General features: G+C 38.6%; 15 protein-coding genes. 1 reads left to right on the forward strand and 14 read right to left on the reverse strand.

The annotated features are described in order from the left end of the window. Positions 1-113: 113 nt before the first annotated feature. The 5 genes from PSR12_RS14790 to PSR12_RS14810 all read right to left on the reverse strand — a co-directional run bounded on the left by PSR12_RS14790 (position 114) and on the right by PSR12_RS14810 (position 6,408). On the reverse strand, positions 114-1,448 hold the full coding sequence (locus tag PSR12_RS14790; protein ID WP_274769544.1) for a dihydrolipoamide acetyltransferase family protein: 1,335 nt from the start codon (positions 1,446-1,448) through the stop codon (positions 114-116). Between the two features lie 170 nt (positions 1,449-1,618). Next, the gene (locus PSR12_RS14795; RefSeq protein ID WP_016993882.1) at positions 1,619-2,602 is read right to left on the reverse strand and encodes an alpha-ketoacid dehydrogenase subunit beta; all 984 of its coding nucleotides are present in this window, start codon (positions 2,600-2,602) and stop codon (positions 1,619-1,621) included. Continuing rightward, the gene (locus PSR12_RS14800) at positions 2,602-3,618 is read right to left on the reverse strand and encodes a thiamine pyrophosphate-dependent dehydrogenase E1 component subunit alpha (protein WP_004231196.1); all 1,017 of its coding nucleotides are present in this window, start codon (positions 3,616-3,618) and stop codon (positions 2,602-2,604) included. The genes PSR12_RS14795 and PSR12_RS14800 overlap by 1 nt, the downstream gene beginning before the upstream one ends. Before the next feature lie 86 nt (positions 3,619-3,704). Further along, positions 3,705-5,132, reverse strand: a complete 1,428-nt coding sequence (lpdA, locus tag PSR12_RS14805; protein WP_221680174.1) for a dihydrolipoyl dehydrogenase — start codon at positions 5,130-5,132, stop codon at positions 3,705-3,707. Between the two features lie 181 nt (positions 5,133-5,313). Further along, positions 5,314-6,408: a Leu/Phe/Val dehydrogenase gene (locus PSR12_RS14810; RefSeq protein ID WP_048392303.1), complete on the reverse strand. Its 1,095-nt coding sequence runs from the start codon at positions 6,406-6,408 to the stop codon at positions 5,314-5,316. Positions 6,409-6,795: 387 nt separating this feature from the next. Here PSR12_RS14810 and PSR12_RS14815 point away from each other — a divergent pair, with 387 nt between their 5' ends. Next, the gene (locus PSR12_RS14815) at positions 6,796-7,032 is read left to right on the forward strand and encodes a DUF2627 domain-containing protein (RefSeq protein ID WP_004231186.1); all 237 of its coding nucleotides are present in this window, start codon (positions 6,796-6,798) and stop codon (positions 7,030-7,032) included. Positions 7,033-7,079: 47 nt separating this feature from the next. Here PSR12_RS14815 and PSR12_RS14820 read toward each other — a convergent pair whose 3' ends face one another. The 9 genes from PSR12_RS14820 to dxs all read right to left on the reverse strand — a co-directional run bounded on the left by PSR12_RS14820 (position 7,080) and on the right by dxs (position 17,370). Next, a complete protein-coding gene (locus PSR12_RS14820) occupies positions 7,080-7,808 on the reverse strand; it encodes a glycerophosphodiester phosphodiesterase (protein ID WP_274769548.1) in 729 nt (242 codons plus the stop codon). After that, positions 7,801-9,372, reverse strand: coding sequence for a flagellar assembly protein A (locus PSR12_RS14825; RefSeq protein ID WP_274769549.1), 1,572 nt, complete (start codon positions 9,370-9,372; stop codon positions 7,801-7,803). The genes PSR12_RS14820 and PSR12_RS14825 overlap by 8 nt, the downstream gene beginning before the upstream one ends. A gap of 278 nt (positions 9,373-9,650) precedes the next feature. Continuing rightward, a complete protein-coding gene (locus PSR12_RS14830; RefSeq protein ID WP_274769551.1) occupies positions 9,651-9,830 on the reverse strand; it encodes a hypothetical protein in 180 nt (59 codons plus the stop codon). A gap of 298 nt (positions 9,831-10,128) precedes the next feature. Beyond that, positions 10,129-10,920, reverse strand: coding sequence for a sporulation transcription factor Spo0A (gene spo0A, locus PSR12_RS14835; protein ID WP_016993890.1), 792 nt, complete (start codon positions 10,918-10,920; stop codon positions 10,129-10,131). A 385-nt stretch (positions 10,921-11,305) separates the two neighbouring features. Further along, positions 11,306-12,253, reverse strand: a complete 948-nt coding sequence (locus tag PSR12_RS14840; RefSeq protein WP_009370207.1) for a SpoIVB peptidase S55 domain-containing protein — start codon at positions 12,251-12,253, stop codon at positions 11,306-11,308. A gap of 122 nt (positions 12,254-12,375) precedes the next feature. Continuing rightward, positions 12,376-14,067: a DNA repair protein RecN gene (gene recN, locus PSR12_RS14845; protein WP_257520148.1), complete on the reverse strand. Its 1,692-nt coding sequence runs from the start codon at positions 14,065-14,067 to the stop codon at positions 12,376-12,378. 33 nt (positions 14,068-14,100) lie between these two features. Beyond that, positions 14,101-14,550 (reverse strand): transcriptional regulator AhrC/ArgR, encoded by a 450-nt coding sequence (gene ahrC, locus PSR12_RS14850; RefSeq protein WP_004231170.1) that lies wholly within the window; start codon positions 14,548-14,550, stop codon positions 14,101-14,103. A gap of 100 nt (positions 14,551-14,650) precedes the next feature. After that, positions 14,651-15,469 (reverse strand): TlyA family RNA methyltransferase, encoded by an 819-nt coding sequence (locus PSR12_RS14855; protein ID WP_221680170.1) that lies wholly within the window; start codon positions 15,467-15,469, stop codon positions 14,651-14,653. Next, positions 15,469-17,370: a 1-deoxy-D-xylulose-5-phosphate synthase gene (gene dxs / locus PSR12_RS14860; protein ID WP_263081993.1), complete on the reverse strand. Its 1,902-nt coding sequence runs from the start codon at positions 17,368-17,370 to the stop codon at positions 15,469-15,471. The genes PSR12_RS14855 and dxs overlap by 1 nt, the downstream gene beginning before the upstream one ends. Positions 17,371-17,436: the final 66 nt, after the last annotated feature.

Raw genomic sequence — 17,436 nt, forward strand, 5'->3', positions numbered from 1 at the left:
TTAATCAGCTTCCCCCCTTAGTAGTTTCTATTTGTTATTCTACATGACAAATTGCGACTCGAAAAGCATAAAAAAAATCGGAAACCCTTATACAGCAGGTTTCCGACAAGTCATCAGTAGACTGACGTTGAAGATTTATTTGTATTTTCGAGTATTTCTTTTACTCTATTTAGGAATTTACCACAGACAAGTCCATCAAGCACACGATGATCTAATGATAAACATAAATTCACAATATCACGTGCAGCAAACATTCCACCTGGTAAAACAACAGGTTTTTTTACAATACTTTCCACTTGCAGGATCGCTGCTTGTGGGTAATTGATGATGCCCATTGATTGAACAGAGCCAAATGCACCTGTATTATTCACTGTAAATGTACCACCAGTAATGTCATCCATTGCTAATTTTCCTGTACGAACTTTGATAGCCAGTTCATTGATTTCTTTCGCAATTCCTTTAATGGATTTTTCATCTGCATGTTTTATAACAGGTACAAATAAGGCATCATCCGTTGCTACTGCAATCGAAATATTGATGTCATGCTTTTGAATGATTTTATCTTCCGCCCACATCGAATTCAGCATTGGGAATTCCTTTAAAGCTTGAGCAACCGCTTTTACAAAGAAGGCGAAATATGTAAGATTAAAGCCTTCTTTTTGCTTAAATTCATTCTTTAAGCTATCACGATAAGTCACTAAATCTGTTACATCCACTTCCATCATCATCCAAGCATGCGGCGCTTCATGTACACTTTTCACCATATTATTCGCAATGGCACGACGGATCTTCGTCACTGGAATTTCGATATCTCCTGGATGAATAGGTTGTACAGGTGCAGCTGCTTTTTCCACTTGTTGCTGTGGTGCTGGAGCTGCTGATGTCGTTTGAACGGTTGGAGCTGCTTGTGCTACATCATTTGCCGTTGGGATATTACCTGTTTCAATTAGCTTTAACAGGTCTTTTCGTGTAATACGACCACCCTCGCCAGTACCTGTTACAAGGTCTAAAGCTATATCATGCTCCTGCGCAAGTCGAAGAACAGCTGGTGAATAACGTACTTTACCCGTACGTGCCTCTTTTGGTGCAGATACTGGAGCCGCTACCTGCTGTGGTGCCTCCTGTTTCTTTTGAACACCTGCATTTAAAATAGCCGTACTTACCGCTGATTTTTTTTCAGGTGGCGGTGCTGGTAATTCACCTTCTCCCGCTATTTCAATCGAGCAAACGACTGCTCCAACTGGTAATGTCTGACCTTCTTGCGCAAGAAGCTCCGTGATAACCCCTTCAAATGATGACGGGATTTCAGCATTTACTTTATCTGTAACAACCTCTGCTAATGGATCATATTTTTTAACTGTATCTCCAGGCTTTACAAGCCATTTTTCAATTGTACCTTCTGTTACACTTTCGCCGAGCTGTGGCATTGTAATATTTTGAACCGACATCCTTTATTCCTCCCATCAAATAAGCCTAGGCGTCATTGTACCTGATGTAGCGCTAAAAACATTAAACGTAGATAGGCATATAGACAGATTTTGACTTTCATATGTGCAAAGTCAAAATCTGTTGTTCCGTCTGAGGCTTTTATATTTTCATTCAGCCTTGTTGTGATCTATTAGAACGCAGCAAGTTCTCGCATAGCACGTTCCACTTTATCAGGATTAATCATAAAATATTTTTCCATCGTTGGTGCATACGGCATGGCTGGCACATCAGGTCCCGCTAGACGTTGAATTGGTGCATCAAGCTCAAATAAACAATGTTCCGCAATAATTGCAGCAACCTCACTCATGATACTACCTTCTTTATTATCCTCTGTGACAAGCAATACTTTACCTGTCTTACTTGCAGCCTCAATAATCGCTTCTTTATCCAGAGGGTAAACTGTACGCAAATCAAGGATATGAGCAGAAATACCATCCGCAGCTAGGCGTTCTGCCGCTTGTAGAGCAAAGTGGACTGCTAAACCATAGGTAATGACTGTCACGTCATCTCCTTCACGTTTTACATCTGCTTTACCAATTGGCAATGTGTAATCATCTAGTGGTACTTCCCCTTTAATTAAACGATAGGCACGTTTATGTTCGAAAAATAATACCGGATCTTCATCACGAATAGCAGCTTTCAGTAAACCTTTTGCATCATACGGTGTTGATGGAATGACAATTTTCAAACCAGGTGTACCAGCAAAAAGTGCTTCAACAGATTGTGAATGATAAAGTGCCCCGTGAATACCTCCGCCAAAAGGTGCGCGGATGACCATTGGACAAGTCCAGTCATTATTAGAACGGTAACGTATTTTGGCTGCCTCTGAGACGATTTGATTGACAGCTGGCATAATAAAATCAGCAAATTGCATTTCAGCAATCGGACGCATACCGTACATTGCAGCACCGATACCTACACCGGCTATTGCACTTTCTGCAAGAGGTGTATCAAGCACGCGGTATTCACCAAATTGATCGTATAGTCCCGTAGTGGCTTTGAATACACCGCCTTTACGACCTACGTCCTCACCTAAAATGAAAACTCGTTCGTCACGTTCCATCTCTTCTTTCATTGCTAATGTAATCGCATCAATATAAGACATTACTGCCATTACATGTCACCTCCGTCCACTGGTGCATAAACATATTTAAGTGCATGCTCTGGTTGTGCATATGGAGCCGCTTCAGCATAATCAGTTGCTTCATTTACTTCTGCCATAACACGCTCTTCGATTTCAGTACGTATCGCGTCAGTCATCACGCCAGCATCCATTAAATACTTTTCAAATAATACAATCGGATCCTTTGCTTTGCCTTCTGCAATATCTTCAGCCGTACGGTATTGACGGTCATCATCATCTGAAGAATGGGCTGTTAAACGATATGTTACCGTTTCGATTAAGCTTGGACCTTCCCCATTACGTGCACGATCTGCAGCCTCTTTTACCACTTTATATACTTGTAACGGATTTTTCCCATCCACGGTCACTCCTGGCATTCCGTAGCCAATCCCACGATCAGATACTTTTGCACAGCCAAGTTGACGCTCTACTGGCACAGAAATCGCATATTGATTGTTTTCTACCATAATAATGACTGGTAGCTTATGCACACCTGCAAAGTTCGCTCCTTCATGGAAGTCTCCTTGGTTGGATGAACCTTCACCAAGCGTAACGAAAGAAACAAAATCTTCTTTTTGTAGACGTCCTGCAAGTGCAACGCCCACTGCGTGTGGAACTTGAGTCGTAACAGGTGATGAACCTGTTAAAATACGATTTTTCTTTTGACCAAAGTGGCCTGGCATTTGACGACCCCCAGAGTTTGGATCTTCTGCTTTAGCAAACGCAGATAGCATCAGTTCTCTTGGTGTCATACCAAAATGTAAAACAACACCCATATCACGATAATAAGGTGCAATATAATCCTTACTTTTATCAAGTGCAAAGGCTGCTCCAACCTGTGCCGCCTCCTGACCTTGACAGGAAATTACAAACGGAATTTTACCAGAACGGTTTAATAACCACATACGCTCATCTAGTCTTCTAGCCATTAACATTGTTTCGAACATAGCAAGTACATCTTCATTTGACAAACCTAAATCTTCATGTTTGATTTGAACATCTTGCATACGAACACCCCTTTCGTATTATAGAGAAATAACTATCTTATCCTATATCCCCACATTTGGATATGTTAGTTATGAAATTCAGAAAATTAAAAATGGATAGCGCGATCATCCACAGCTAGAGCAGATTCCACTAACACCTCATTTAAGGATGGATGTGGATGAATTGCCTGACTAATTTCCCATGGTGTTGCATCTAACACTTTTGCTAAGGATGCTTCACCAATTAAATCGGTTACATGAGGCCCTACCATATGAATACCCAAAATATCATCTGTTTCTTCATCAGCAATAATTTTGACAAAGCCTTCTGTCTCTCCATTTACTAATGCTTTACCAATGGCCTTAAACGGGAATTTACCAATCTTTAATGAAAATCCTTGTTCTTTAGCAGCACTTTCTGTTAATCCAATGCTAGCAACCTCTGGATAGGAATAAACACATTTCGGTACTTTTAGTGCATCCAATGCCTCTGTTTTCCCTGTTGCTATATGCTCAATAGCTGAAAGCCCCTCATGAGAAGCAACATGCGCTAATTGTAAGCCACCAATCACATCTCCTATGGCATACATATGAGACTCTTTCGTTTGATAGGAACCATTCACCTTAATAAAGCCATTTTCCACTTCAATCTCTGTATTTTCTAGACCAATACCTTGCGTATTCGCCTCACGTCCTACACAAAGTAATAGTTTATCAGCCTCAAAAACTTCTTCTTTGTCATTGACTTGCGCAGAAATGAAAACGTTATCATTTTCAATTTTGAATGTATTTGTATCTAAGCGAGCATTCGTAACAATACGAACTCCTCGTTTCTCAAGTTGTTTCGTCACTTCTTTAACGATGTCCGCATCTTCAGCTGGTAAAATGGATGGACCATATTCTACCACTGTTACATATACACCAAAATCGCATAGCATAGATGCCCACTCAATTCCAATAACACCACCACCAACGATTAGCAGTGACTTTGGTAAACTTTCTAACTGTAATGCGTGGTCTGAATTCAGCACATATTGCCCATCTATCGTTAACCCTGCCATACCACGAGGCTTTGAGCCCGTTGCAATGACAACATTCGTAGGCACAAGCATTTCATTTTCATCGCCATTGGACATTTCTACAGATATTGTACCAGGCATAGGTGAGAAAATAGATGGACCCAAAATTCGCCCTGTACCATGATAAACATCTATTTTGCCTTTTTTCATCAGTGTATTCACACCCTGGCTTAATTGCTCAACGATTGCTTGTTTCCTAGCTTGAACTTTGTCAAATTGTAATGTCACACCTTCAATATCGACACCATATTCGCTAGCTGTTTTATTAGCCATACGATATACTTCGGCACTTCGGAGTAAGGCTTTACTTGGAATACAGCCTTTATGCAAGCATGTACCTCCTAAACGTTCACGCTCTACAATGGCTGTTTTTAAGCCTAGCTGAGCAGCTCGGATGGCTGCAACATATCCACCTGTACCTCCACCTAAAATGACAACATCATAATTTTGAGCCATGTTTATTCCCCCTATTGAGAAAAGTGCTAAAGGATTCTATTAAACAATAACCAAGTGATTTTTTTAACAGTCAGTGCTTGTTTTAGAAAAACTTTAGCTTCACTTCATTAAAACCCCAATTTCTTGTTGAAAATAGAAGAAGTCGACAATGCGACTTCTCTTCTTGTATCAACCGTGTAAATTAGCGACCGTGTAAAATATTTTTTTCATTTTTTAAAAATTGGCTGCGAGATTTTGCTACGCGAGCGATACGTTCCTCCGCTAAGCGGTTCGCTGCCACATATGTTGGAATGCCATCTCGTTTTGAAATAGCAAAGATTTTTTCAATACTATCATAAATGCCATCAACGCGTTTCATTGCACGTTCACGATTATAGCCATATAATTCATCCGCAACGTTAATAACACCACCAGCATTGATTACATAATCTGGTGCATAGACAATACCTAATTCATGTAGGTAGTCACCATGACGTGAATCTTTTAATTGGTTATTTGCAGATCCAGCGATCACTTTCGCTTTTAATTGCGGAATTGTTTCATCATTTAAAATTGCCCCTAATGCACAAGGTGAGAAGATATCTACTTCTTGAGCATAGATTTCATCTGGTGCCACTGCAATCGCGTCGAAGTCATTAACAACACGATCAATAGCTGCCTGATTGATATCTGTTACAACAAGTTTTGCCCCTTCATTATGTAAATACTCGCAAAGCTTGTAAGCTACATTTCCTAGACCCTGTACAGAAACTTTTAATCCTTCTAGTGAGTCTGAACCGAATGCTTCTTTTGCAGCTGCCTTCATACCACGGTAAACACCATAAGCTGTTACTGGAGATGGGTTACCTGAAGAACCGAATGCAGGAGAAATTCCTGTTACATAATTTGTTTCTTCATGGATTAAATCCATATCCGATACTGTTGTACCTACATCTTCAGCTGTAATATAGCGGCCATTTAATCCTTGGATGAAACGACCTAACGCACGGAACATCTCTTCGTTTTTATCTTTAAATGGGTCACCAATAATGACCGTTTTTCCACCGCCAAGGTTTAAACCAGCTGCAGCATTTTTGTAAGTCATTCCTCGTGCTAAACGTAATGCATCTTCAATTGCATTTTCTTCCGACGCATACGTCCACATACGTGCTCCACCTAGTGCTGGTCCAAGTGTTGTATCATGGATAGCGATAACCGCTTTTAACCCTGATGCTTCATCTTGGCAAAATACCAATTGTTCGTAATCATACTTTTCCATATACTTGAAGATTTCCATGAAACTCGCCCCTTTGCTTTGGAAAGTGCATCCCCAAATGCCCATCCAATCAAGTTTTATCTAACAATCTAATCTCCATAGCGTCCTCACTCAGCAAATTCTGAGCTCCTATTCGGTAGTAGGTGTTTAGACCCTAATACTTAAAGAAGAAATTGTTTAGTAATGGATAATATTGCTCCACTTATTTTTACAATACTGACAAATTCACAATTTCGCAACTATTATTACATATTCTTATTTAAGTAAGAATTTTCTAAACATTCTGTTACAATTGCTACTTTCTGTCCTGCCATGTTATTAGCTAAAAATATTATATTGGTTTATACCCTTCCTTGACATTCCCCCATCCACAGGTAAAATTAATCATAGGAATAAGGAGGGGTATACATGGCCCGTTTAGCTGCATTTATTGTAATGCTTATTCCAGGTCTTATGGCTGCAGGTGGCATTAAATTTATGCGTGATACATTATTTGGTAAGCTCATTTCACCATTCCCATTTTTATGGCTGCAATTTGTAGTTGGTGTTATTTTCTTCGTCATAGGCTTTGGGTTTTTCGCTGGATTTTTACTGCATCGCGATCGAAAAAACGGAAAAGTAGCACCACGCTTCCAAAAAAAATAAAAAAAGCTATCCAAATAAGTCATGCAAGACTTACTGGATAGCTCTTTTTATACCCGTTGCTGAGATGTGATGACTTTATCAGGATAATCCGTAATCCAACCAATAACAGAAGGGTGCGGATTGGTTAAAAATGGTTCTGTGCCATCAATAGCATAAAAACGACATGCTTTTTCACTTGTAATGCAGGCCTCCAAGTATCTTGGTTTGTAGTACCTTTTATGCATATGCACACTATCAGCCGCCTTATAATCAGTTAGAAGATCCCATTTTATTTTTTTCGTTGCAATAAGGGCCGTTTCAAATTCAGGTCTATGCTTTTTTACGATCTCTAAAAGCTCATAGTGAAAGGATGAAAAATGACTACCTTTTGGCAGAGCCAAGCCTCGAAGAAAATGAATTAGCCCACTCGTATTGTCCAAGATCGTTGATTTTAATTCAATATTTAACGGCATCTGATGTATATTTGCCCATGCTAAAACTGCCTCAAACGCTGGCATTTTATAGGACGAAAATAGACGTCTCCAAGGCTTGCCAAGTTTAAAGCGCAGAAGCTCCTCCATCGTACAATCACTCACCAATTTATTGGTGCCTACTAACCTCGATAATTGTGGATCATGATACACTACAGGTAATCCATCTTTAGAGAAATGAATATCTAGTTCAATCCCATCAGCACCTAGTTCTAATGCCTTTTCAAAAGCTTGAAAGGTATTCTCTAATGCATAAGCAGAAGCACCTCGATGTGCAAAAACGGGGATAAAAGCTGCCTTAGACATTTAACTCACCAAATTCTAGCAGGAATTTACCATTTGTCATTTTGCTTAATAAAGATGATTTTCTGCCAATTTGAATATAAGTTCCAGGGTGGGCCTCTTTTGTCACAATAATCTCTTCTTTCCCTACATGACGCATTTCATCCATTAATAGTTTTATTTCACGATCTAACGTAATCGCTTCTGCCTTTAATTTTGTTAAGGCTTGCTTTGTTACTTCAAATGACGCTGATTGTTCTTTGGACATTTTATTGAGAAAAGGCAATAAATTTTTCATGCTATTCTCGTGTGCTGAAATCTCTGTTTGCAATTGTTTTAGCTGTGCTGCTTTTTCCTGCATCACGGTGTTATTTTCCTGCTTATTAATACTTTCTATTATTAAATCTGTTCGACGCTCTAATCGGTTTCCTGAAATGGCCGTCACAATCGTATTTTTAGCTACTGCACGTCCCCCAATAATTTTCCCTTTTCGTTCATCCACATATATCGAATGAGCAGAAAGCTGGGACCCTAGTGCATAAAAACCAATATGAATACTATTAGCTGCAAATAAATTTGCTTCATTCACATGTTTAACAAATATATTGCCACCTGCTTCTACCACTGTTGAACCAAGCCCAAAGATGCCACCACGAATATATACATCACCCTCAATGGATTTAATAAGCTTAGCACCGCTTACACCCTCAGCCCCTTCAATGGAAATATCGCCAGTCGCAATAACTGTATAGCCATTTGTTACTGTACCTTTAATACTAAGTGAACCATTAAATTCAAGGTTTCCTGTTTCTACTCCAACATCACCATTTATAGGAAGGTGCCTGTTTACACCAATCATGCCTTTGACATCATCTAAAACACCAGCAATTTTCGAGCGAATGACGATTTTTCCGTCTTCTTCCACTTCATAGGCAGATTTTGTATCATATTTGATAGGATAATCTCGACCAGGTACAGCAGCAACTTCTTGACCTAGCACATTTTTCCCCGGTTTACCTAATGTAGCAGGGATCTTTTCACCTAGCCAAGAGCCTTCTGAAATTTCCGAAATAAAATTCATATCATAGTAATCCGCTTTACCGTCTTCACGAATGACTGGCTTTCTCTCGGGTTTAGGTAAATATGTAATTTGTGCATCTATTCCTGCTATAGGTTGCTCGCCTTGAGCAATTAAGAATGCTTTTCCTGGCTCAGCCTTCAATATATCAAAATCTAATATGCCGTGTATAATTCCATTATCATTGAGTGTTTCTCGGATTTGTTGTGTTAATTTTTCTTTATTATTTTGAATATAATCATGCGTTTCATATATAAAAACAGAGGCTGACATCTTATCACGTGCCACTTCTGCTTCAATGTTCGGAAGCCAGCGTCCAATTTCAACAGGATTGGTATTCTGGGTTGATAACACATTTTTTAAAATTGAAAAATTAGATAATTTCAGTCGTGGATGACTACGTAGGATGCTATCAAATTCTTTTAATGGGAAACCTGCGCTAAAAGTAAGCATAAATACCTTGCCATTTTCCTCAGAAATTTCGAAGTTTTCATTTCGAACTAGAATCAAGCTACCTCCTCCTTCCCTCTATATGTAAGTATATACAATCCACTTACATTTGTTTAGAGACCATTGTCACTACCGAGAAAGAAAATAGTACCACTTAATCATTAAAATATAAGACAATATTTTATTTTTTCTAAAAGAATGTATATATTTAATACTAGTAAATTGTTTGTTTTTGAGCTTTTTTATTAAAATTACCGATAAATTCAAAGTAATTCCATCATGCTATTTTGAATAAATCATCTTCCAAGTACAGGTATCAAGTGGCGCTTCCCACTAAACTATAGGTCTTTATAGGTCTTTTTAACTAATGTCGTATTGATATTACTTTCAATTTGGAAAGTAGATCCTAGTTGTATCAATTGCTGTCGATTCATATATTGCATACTTATTTTACCATCGAATACTAAACGCACCTCAAATAGCTCATCTGTTATCTGTGTGATTTCCAGTGAATTCATTCCCTCTAATTGGAAATTTATACTTTTTATTGTGATCACCCACTTATAAGTTTGTGAAAAGGTCTCAAATTATTCAACTTTAGAATATGACTTTAAATTCACTATTCATGTATATATCGTGTATTTTTAGCTGATTTAGACGTTCTTTTAACGCTTTCAATATTAAAGATCAGCCACAGAAATTTCCACAGTATTTGTTCAAGTAACAAAAAAAGCGCCCCTTTAAACAATAAGATTTAAAAAGGCGCTATACTATGCGAAGTATAATTGCTGTATATGTTAATGATATATATCGGTACTAGCTAGCCATCATATCGATACGAATTTTATCTGCGATCATAGCGATGAATTCGCTATTTGTTGGTTTGGATTTCAAGTGATGGACTGTATAGCCAAACATTGACGAAATGGATTCATAATTGCCACGATTCCAGGCTACCTCGATGGCGTGACGAATCGCACGTTCTACACGGGATGGTGTCGTATTAAATTTTTTGGCGATTTCTGGATATAAAATTTTTGTCACAGATCCTAATAATTCAATATCCTCAAAGACCATTTGAATGGCTTCACGCAAATAGGAGTAGCCTTTAATATGTGCAGGTACACCGATTTCTTTAATGATGGCTGTAATCGTGCTGTCTAATTGATGCTGATTTAATTTTTGAGGTACTGTCGGTTGTAATACGCTTGTCTTTTTCGGAAGTGTCGCCTTCTGTCCAGCACAATGTAAAATCTTTTGTACCAATTGGTCGAATTCAAAGGGCTTTAGCATGAAATAAGAAGCTCCTAGATCCACCGCCTGTTTCATGACATCCTCTTGGCCAAAAGCCGTTAGCATAATGACTTGAATTGATGACATTTTTTCATTTTGATACATGGACTCTAATACAGCTAAACCGTCAAGATGAGGCATTATTATATCTAGAAGTAAAATATCTGGTGTAAATTCCTCAAGCATTTGTAGACATACTTTTCCATTTGAAGCAGTTGCAATAATTTCTATTTCGGCATGTCCTTGAAAATACTGCTCCATTGTTTTTAATAACTCACGATTATCATCTGCAATCGCTACTTTTACCTTTGTCATTTTCAATTCCTCCTTCTGGACTTGCTTTGAACACCTCAAAGCGATAACCTAAACCCCTAAATGCCGTTTTTGGCACACTGTGGAATTTTCGACATTTTTGTTTTAAAAACCTTTTCTATTTCCAAAAATGAGTATGTAGTCCGATACTTTCTTTTAATATCGACAAGTTACGCTAAATGACGCGACTTGTCGAATGCTCTTATAACTTATTTTAGATAAATTTAGTAGATAAAACTACAGTTTTTTTAAATATCATGCCTTCTTCAGGAAATTATCGGAAATACATGTTGGTTTCGATGAAATAAGGGTAAAAAATCCGTGTAGTTTCCCGCGGCTTTTGTCCTGCCTGGGGAAATTTAAACGGATTTTTACCTTTCATACCTTTTTATGAAGACCTTCTTAACATTTCCGCTACTGTTAGCGCTGCACCTTTTTTCGGCTCCTCCACAAACATATGTGTCACAGCTCCGACAAAACGACCGTCTTGGATAATAGGACTGCCACTCATTCCCTGCAAAATGCCACCTGTTTTTTCAATGAGCTTCTCGTCAGATACTATAAATTCAAGGCGTTCATTTTCCACTTTGGTAATTTCTATTGAAAAGGTTTCCACCTTACTGCCTTCAATGGCTGTATAGATTTCAGCTTTCCCCGTTTTTATATCTTTTTCATGCATAATTTCTATCGCTTTGGGTAATCTTTGTTGATAACCGTCTTCCCAGCGGCCAAAAATACCATAAATAGTATTTTTATCTATACTACCTAGACGTTCTTGATGTTTTTCAATGGAGGAAATTTTATAGCCTGGTTGGCCTGGTGTGCTTTTTCGGATTTGCTGAATAGAAGCTAAAAAAATGGAGCCAGCTCTAAAAACAGGGGCTTCTTGTAGGGTTGAATCGACAATTTGATGACCTAGTGCACCGTAATTTTTTGTCTCTGGATCAATATAAGTCAGTGTTCCTACTCCATCTGTTTCATCTTTTAAAAAGGAAATGACATGCTCTGCTTCTTGGTTTTGTAATTCCAATGTAATTTGTTGGCCTTCACTATTGATCGTCCATTTCTGTTGGCCATCTTTTGCCACAGCCTGCTTGGCATCAGCAAGGGATTTTACTGGTATATCGTTTATTTTTTCAATAACTGCGCCTCCTTTCATCCACTGATTGGAAGCTAACAGTACATCGTGTGCGACAAATACATGTGACAATTGAAGTTGAATTCCAATTGCTTCGCCCATCGGTATAAGCTTTTTGGCGGCTAAAGCTTGTATAGGCATCACTAATAAAAAGATGAGCATAGGCAAAATGACTAATTGACGCCAATGACGATTCATACGACACCTCCTTTTCATTTTTGTCTTTTTACTATGTGTTGTTGTGACGTTCTTATAAGCGGTAAATATTTGCGCAAAATGAAAAAAGCCAGAAACAGCTGAAACTGTTTCTGGAATAATGGTTAACGCATTTGTTTTTTTCGTTCATCTGCCATTTTTAAAAGCTCCGTGGCATGCTGTAGTGTCAAAGCTGTAATTTCAGTTCCAGACATCATACGGCTAACTTCCTCTATACGAGCATCTTGATCAATTTCTGATAAGGAAGTAAACGTTCGATCATGTTCGACTTCTTTTTTGATGAAGTAATGATGATCAGCCATCGCTGCAACTTGAGGTAAATGTGAAATACATAAAACTTGAGAATTAACAGAAATTGCGGCAATTTTCTCTGCAATCGCTTGCGCAACACGACCACTGACACCTGTATCCACCTCATCAAATATAATGGAAGTAATTCCATTGGAAGAAGAGAAAATGGTTTTCAATGCTAGCATCATTCGTGATAACTCTCCGCCTGATGCAATTTTCGGTAAAGACTTTGGTGGCTCCCCAACGTTTGTGGAAATGTAGAAGATAATTTGATCTTTCCCATTTGCGTCGAAATAGGGTAATTCATCGAAATTGACAATAAATTTTGCTTTTTCCATATGTAATTCACGTAGCTCTGCCATAATTGCTTCACTCAATTGTTGGGCTGCAGCTTTACGTACAGTTGAAAGTTCACTAGCCAGCTCATTGAGTACAGCTTCCATCTCTAACACACGTCGTTCTTTCACCTGCAAAATCTCATCACGATTCAACAGCTCATTTAACTCGTTTTTAATTTTTTCATAATAAGCCAAGATCTCTTCCACTGTCGAACCATATTTGCGTTTTAAAGTTTGCAACAACGCTAATCGCTGCTCAACCTCGTTTAAACGCGCAGGGTCAAATTCTAATTCATCTAACACATTTTTGACCTGATAGGCTGCATCCTGTAATGCATAAAACGCAGTTGTAACTGCCTCAGATGATTCTTTGAATTGCTCATCAACCGTTGCAGCATCTTCTAAAGCACCCATTGCCGTTCCGATCCAATCAAGCCCTTTTGTTTCACCTTGAATGGCTTCATAGGCTGCACTAGAGCGTTCAAAAATTTTATTAAAATTCATCAGACGACGGCGTTCGTCTAGAAGCTCGTCTTCCTCACCTAACTTTAAATTAGCTTCGTCCAACTCTTTAATTTGAAATTGATACAAATCGATACGTTGTGCCATCAACTGCTCATCAATGGATATCGAAGCTAAGTCTTTTTTGAGCAAACGGTATTCATCGTATTGCGCTCGATAGGTTTTTTGAATCGGCGACAACTCTTCTTCTGCAAATTGATCAAGCAAATTGATGTGCTGCTTTTCATCCATTAGCTCTTGATTTTCATGTTGGCCATGAATATCAATGAGACTTGCCCCAATGTCTCTTAGTACCGATAAAGGCACAAGCTTACCATTCACTCGGCAAATACTTTTACCAGTATCATTCAAATCTCGACGTAAAATAATTGTATCTTCTTCTATTTCAATGCCTGCTTCTTCTAACTTTTTCAGAACAGGATGAACTGAACTCGAAATTTGAAATAAGCCACCCAATTCTGCTTTTCTTGCGCCATGACGAATAAATTCAGTGTTACCTCGTCCACCTGCAAGTAAATGCACCGCATCAATGATAATGGATTTTCCGGCACCTGTTTCCCCAGTGAGAACTGTTAAGCCTTCTAAAAAGCTGACAGTCAAATCCTCAATGATGGCAAAGTTTCGAATACTAAGCTCTCTTAACACAAATTGTCACCTCTAAATCAAATTAACCATTTTTTATAGCATGTCTAATAAACGATTTTTTGTATTTTCACGCTCATTTTCATTTCGACAAATAATTAAAATGGTATCATCTCCAGAAATTGTACCTAAAATTTCCGGCCAATCTAAATGGTCAAGTAAGGAAGCAATGGCATTCGCATTCCCTGGAAGAGCTTTCATGACTAAAAAATGTGATGCCCCATCAATACTTACAAAAGCATCCGCTAATGCACGATGTAATTTTTGGACTGGATTGAAACGTTGATCTGCGGGTAGGCTATATTTATAGCGCCCATCCTGTAATGGTACTTTTACTAAATGAAGCTCTTTTATATCTCGTGATACTGTAGCTTGTGTCACATTATAGCCTGCTTCTTTTAAAAAATCGACTAAATCATCTTGTGTTTCAATTTCATGATTGGCGATAATATCCCGAATCCGTATATGTCGTTGTCCTTTATTCAACGAAATCACCTCTTATAAATAATTGTATATGTGTATAATCACACTACCATTTTCCACAAAAAAGCACAAGAAAAAACACGGCTCTATAAGCGAGCACGTGTTATTTTAAAGTATTATGCGCTTCTTCAACGAGTGCATTAAAAGCTGTATATGCAGGTAGCACTTCTTGTCCAATAGGATTCACTAAATGGAATAAAAATTCAATATTCCCTTCTCCACCTGTGATTGGAGAGAACGAAGCATCTTTTACTACAAAACCAATATCAGTTGCCATTGCAGCTGTTTTTTCCAAAACTTCTAAATGTACTTTTTTATCACGCACAATTCCTTTTTTACCTACTTTATCTTTCCCAGCTTCAAACTGAGGCTTCACCAAAGCCATAACATCCCCGCCTGGCAGCAATAATGTTTTTAATACCGGTAAAATCAGTGATAACGAAATAAAGCTAACATCGATTGTTGCAAAATCAGGTAAACCTTCTGATAAATCGGCTGCCGTTGTATAGCGAAAATTCGTTTTCTCCATTACTGTCACTCGTTCATCTGAGCGAATTTTCCATGCTAATTGGTTTGAACCAACATCTAGTGCATAGCAATGTCTTGCTCCATGTTGTAAGGCACAATCTGTAAAGCCACCTGTAGAGGAGCCAATGTCAAGCATTAGCTTCCCTTCTACAGACATATCAAAAATTTGTAGCGCCTTTTCTAATTTAAGGCCTCCACGACTCACATATTTTAAATCTGAGCCCTTTACTTGTAGCGGTGCATCGACGGCAATTTTCTCGCCTGCCTTATCAATTCGTATTTCATTTGAAAAGACAAGGCCTGCCATAATGGACCGTTTTGCTTTTTCTCTTGTTTCACATAGTCCACGCTCTACAAGTAAAATATCTACTCGTTCTTTTGGTTGTTTTGTCATTATTTATTCAAACCCACTTGCTGTTTTTGTTGAAGTAATACGTGCATACGTGCAACCGTATCTTCTGCTGTCATATGAATTTCTGCGAGTAGCTGATCTACGTTGCCATGCTCAATATATTGATCTGGGATGCCCATTCGATCAACTAACGCATTTAAATAGCCGTGGTCATGAGCAAACTCTAATACACCACTACCAAACCCACCCTGTAGAACAGCTTCTTCAATTGTTAAAATCGGTTTTTGACTAGATAATATACGATGTAGCATATCCTCATCCATCGGTTTGATAAAGCGAGCATTGACCACTTCAATATCGATTCCTTGTTGCGCTAGCATTTCAGCAGCAGCCATTGCCATTGGAATCGTTGTTCCAAATGTCAAAATAGATGCGTCTTTGCCCTCACGTAAAACTTCCCAGCTACCAATTGGTAAAGCTATCAGCTCATCATCTAATGGCACACCCATTCCATTACCACGTGGATAACGAAGTGCAATTGGACCACCATCATAATCAATCGCTGTTTTTACCATATGTTGCCCTTCATTCTCATCCTTTGGCATCATGATTGTCATGTTTGGAATATGACGAAGGAAAGCAATATCAAATACACCTTGATGTGTTTCCCCATCTGCTCCCACTAAACCAGCCCGATCAATACCAATAAAGACATTTAAATTCGGGCGAGCAATATCATGCAAAACTTGGTCATATGCACGTTGCAGGAACGTAGAATAAATCGCTAAAAATGGTTTCATCTTTTGCGTAGCTAATCCTGCAGCCATCGTTGCCGCATGTTGCTCCGCAATCCCTACATCAAAGAAACGATTTGGGAAGTCCTGTTGAATACCTTGTAGCTTTGAACCTACAGGCATGGCAGGTGTAATCGTTACCACTCGCTCATTTTCATGAGCAATTTTACGAACCGTCTCAGCAATTAAACTACTCCAAGCGGGTCCAGTAGTCTCAGACTTCACAAAGGCACCATTTTCAATTTTATAAGGACCTGTTCCATGCCAATTCCCAATTGTATCATCCTCGGCTGGCTTATAGCCCTTTCCTTTTTTCGTAATCACATGAACAAGGACTGGCCCTTTTACTTTTTTCGCGTGTGATAATGTCATTTCAAGCGCTTCAAAATCATGTCCATCAATTGGACCAAGATATTTAAAACCTAGCTCCTCAAAAAACACACCAGATACTACTAAATATTTTAAGCTATCCTTTACGCGTTCAACAGTAGAGGCAAGCTTTCCACCTAATACTGGAATCTTATTAATAAGTGACTCCAGCTCTTCCTTGGCTTTTGAGTATTCCTTGGCTGTACGTAGACGACCTAAAACATTGTGTAATGCGCCAACATTTGGTGCAATCGACATTTCATTATCATTGAGGATGACAATCATATTTGTTTTTGCATGGCCAATATGATTTAATGCCTCAAGTGCCATACCCCCTGTTAAAGCCCCATCTCCAATAATAGGGATAACAAAGTTGTTTTCTTTTTTTATATCACGTGCTGCTGCCATACCCATGGCTGCTGATAAAGATGTCGAGCTATGACCTGTTTCCCACTCATCATGTTCACTCTCCACGCGCTTCGGGAATCCACAAAGCCCTTTGAACTGACGTAGTGTGTCAAATTGACTCGCACGACCTGTTAAAATTTTATGCACGTAAGCTTGGTGGCCAACATCCCACAAAAACTTATCTTTAGGACTGTCAAACATTTTATGCAGCATCATCGTTAACTCAACTACGCCTAAATTCGGCCCGATATGCCCACCTGTGACAGAACATTTTTCGATTAAGAAGGTACGAATTTCTTGGGCAAGCTGCTCAAGCTCCTTCTTATTTAAGTTTTTTAAAAAGGATGGACTAGTTATTTTATTTAAATCCACCTTTCTCACACACCTTTTCAATAAAATATTCACCGCAATTGTGTTTCCACCATTATAGCAGTGTTA

The sequence above is a fragment of the Lysinibacillus sp. G01H genome (genome assembly GCF_028872195.1).
Classification (GTDB): domain Bacteria; phylum Bacillota; class Bacilli; order Bacillales_A; family Planococcaceae; genus Lysinibacillus; species Lysinibacillus capsici.

What these genes read in the sequence shown, in the direction of transcription:
- PSR12_RS14790 (WP_274769544.1), bottom strand. Translation starts at nt 1,448, where the DNA reads ATGTCGGTTCAAAATATTACAATGCCACAGCTCGGCGAAAGTGTAACA.
- PSR12_RS14795 (WP_016993882.1), bottom strand. Translation starts at nt 2,602, where the DNA reads ATGGCAGTAATGTCTTATATTGATGCGATTACATTAGCAATGAAAGAA.
- PSR12_RS14800 (WP_004231196.1), bottom strand. Translation starts at nt 3,618, where the DNA reads ATGCAAGATGTTCAAATCAAACATGAAGATTTAGGTTTGTCAAATGAA.
- lpdA (WP_221680174.1), bottom strand. Translation starts at nt 5,132, where the DNA reads ATGGCTCAAAATTATGATGTTGTCATTTTAGGTGGAGGTACAGGTGGA.
- PSR12_RS14810 (WP_048392303.1), bottom strand. Translation starts at nt 6,408, where the DNA reads ATGGAAATCTTCAAGTATATGGAAAAGTATGATTACGAACAATTGGTA.
- PSR12_RS14815 (WP_004231186.1), top strand. Translation starts at nt 6,796, where the DNA reads ATGGCCCGTTTAGCTGCATTTATTGTAATGCTTATTCCAGGTCTTATG.
- PSR12_RS14820 (WP_274769548.1), bottom strand. Translation starts at nt 7,808, where the DNA reads ATGTCTAAGGCAGCTTTTATCCCCGTTTTTGCACATCGAGGTGCTTCT.
- PSR12_RS14830 (WP_274769551.1), bottom strand. Translation starts at nt 9,830, where the DNA reads ATGAATTCACTGGAAATCACACAGATAACAGATGAGCTATTTGAGGTG.
- spo0A (WP_016993890.1), bottom strand. Translation starts at nt 10,920, where the DNA reads ATGACAAAGGTAAAAGTAGCGATTGCAGATGATAATCGTGAGTTATTA.
- PSR12_RS14840 (WP_009370207.1), bottom strand. Translation starts at nt 12,253, where the DNA reads ATGAATCGTCATTGGCGTCAATTAGTCATTTTGCCTATGCTCATCTTT.
- PSR12_RS14855 (WP_221680170.1), bottom strand. Translation starts at nt 15,469, where the DNA reads ATGACAAAACAACCAAAAGAACGAGTAGATATTTTACTTGTAGAGCGT.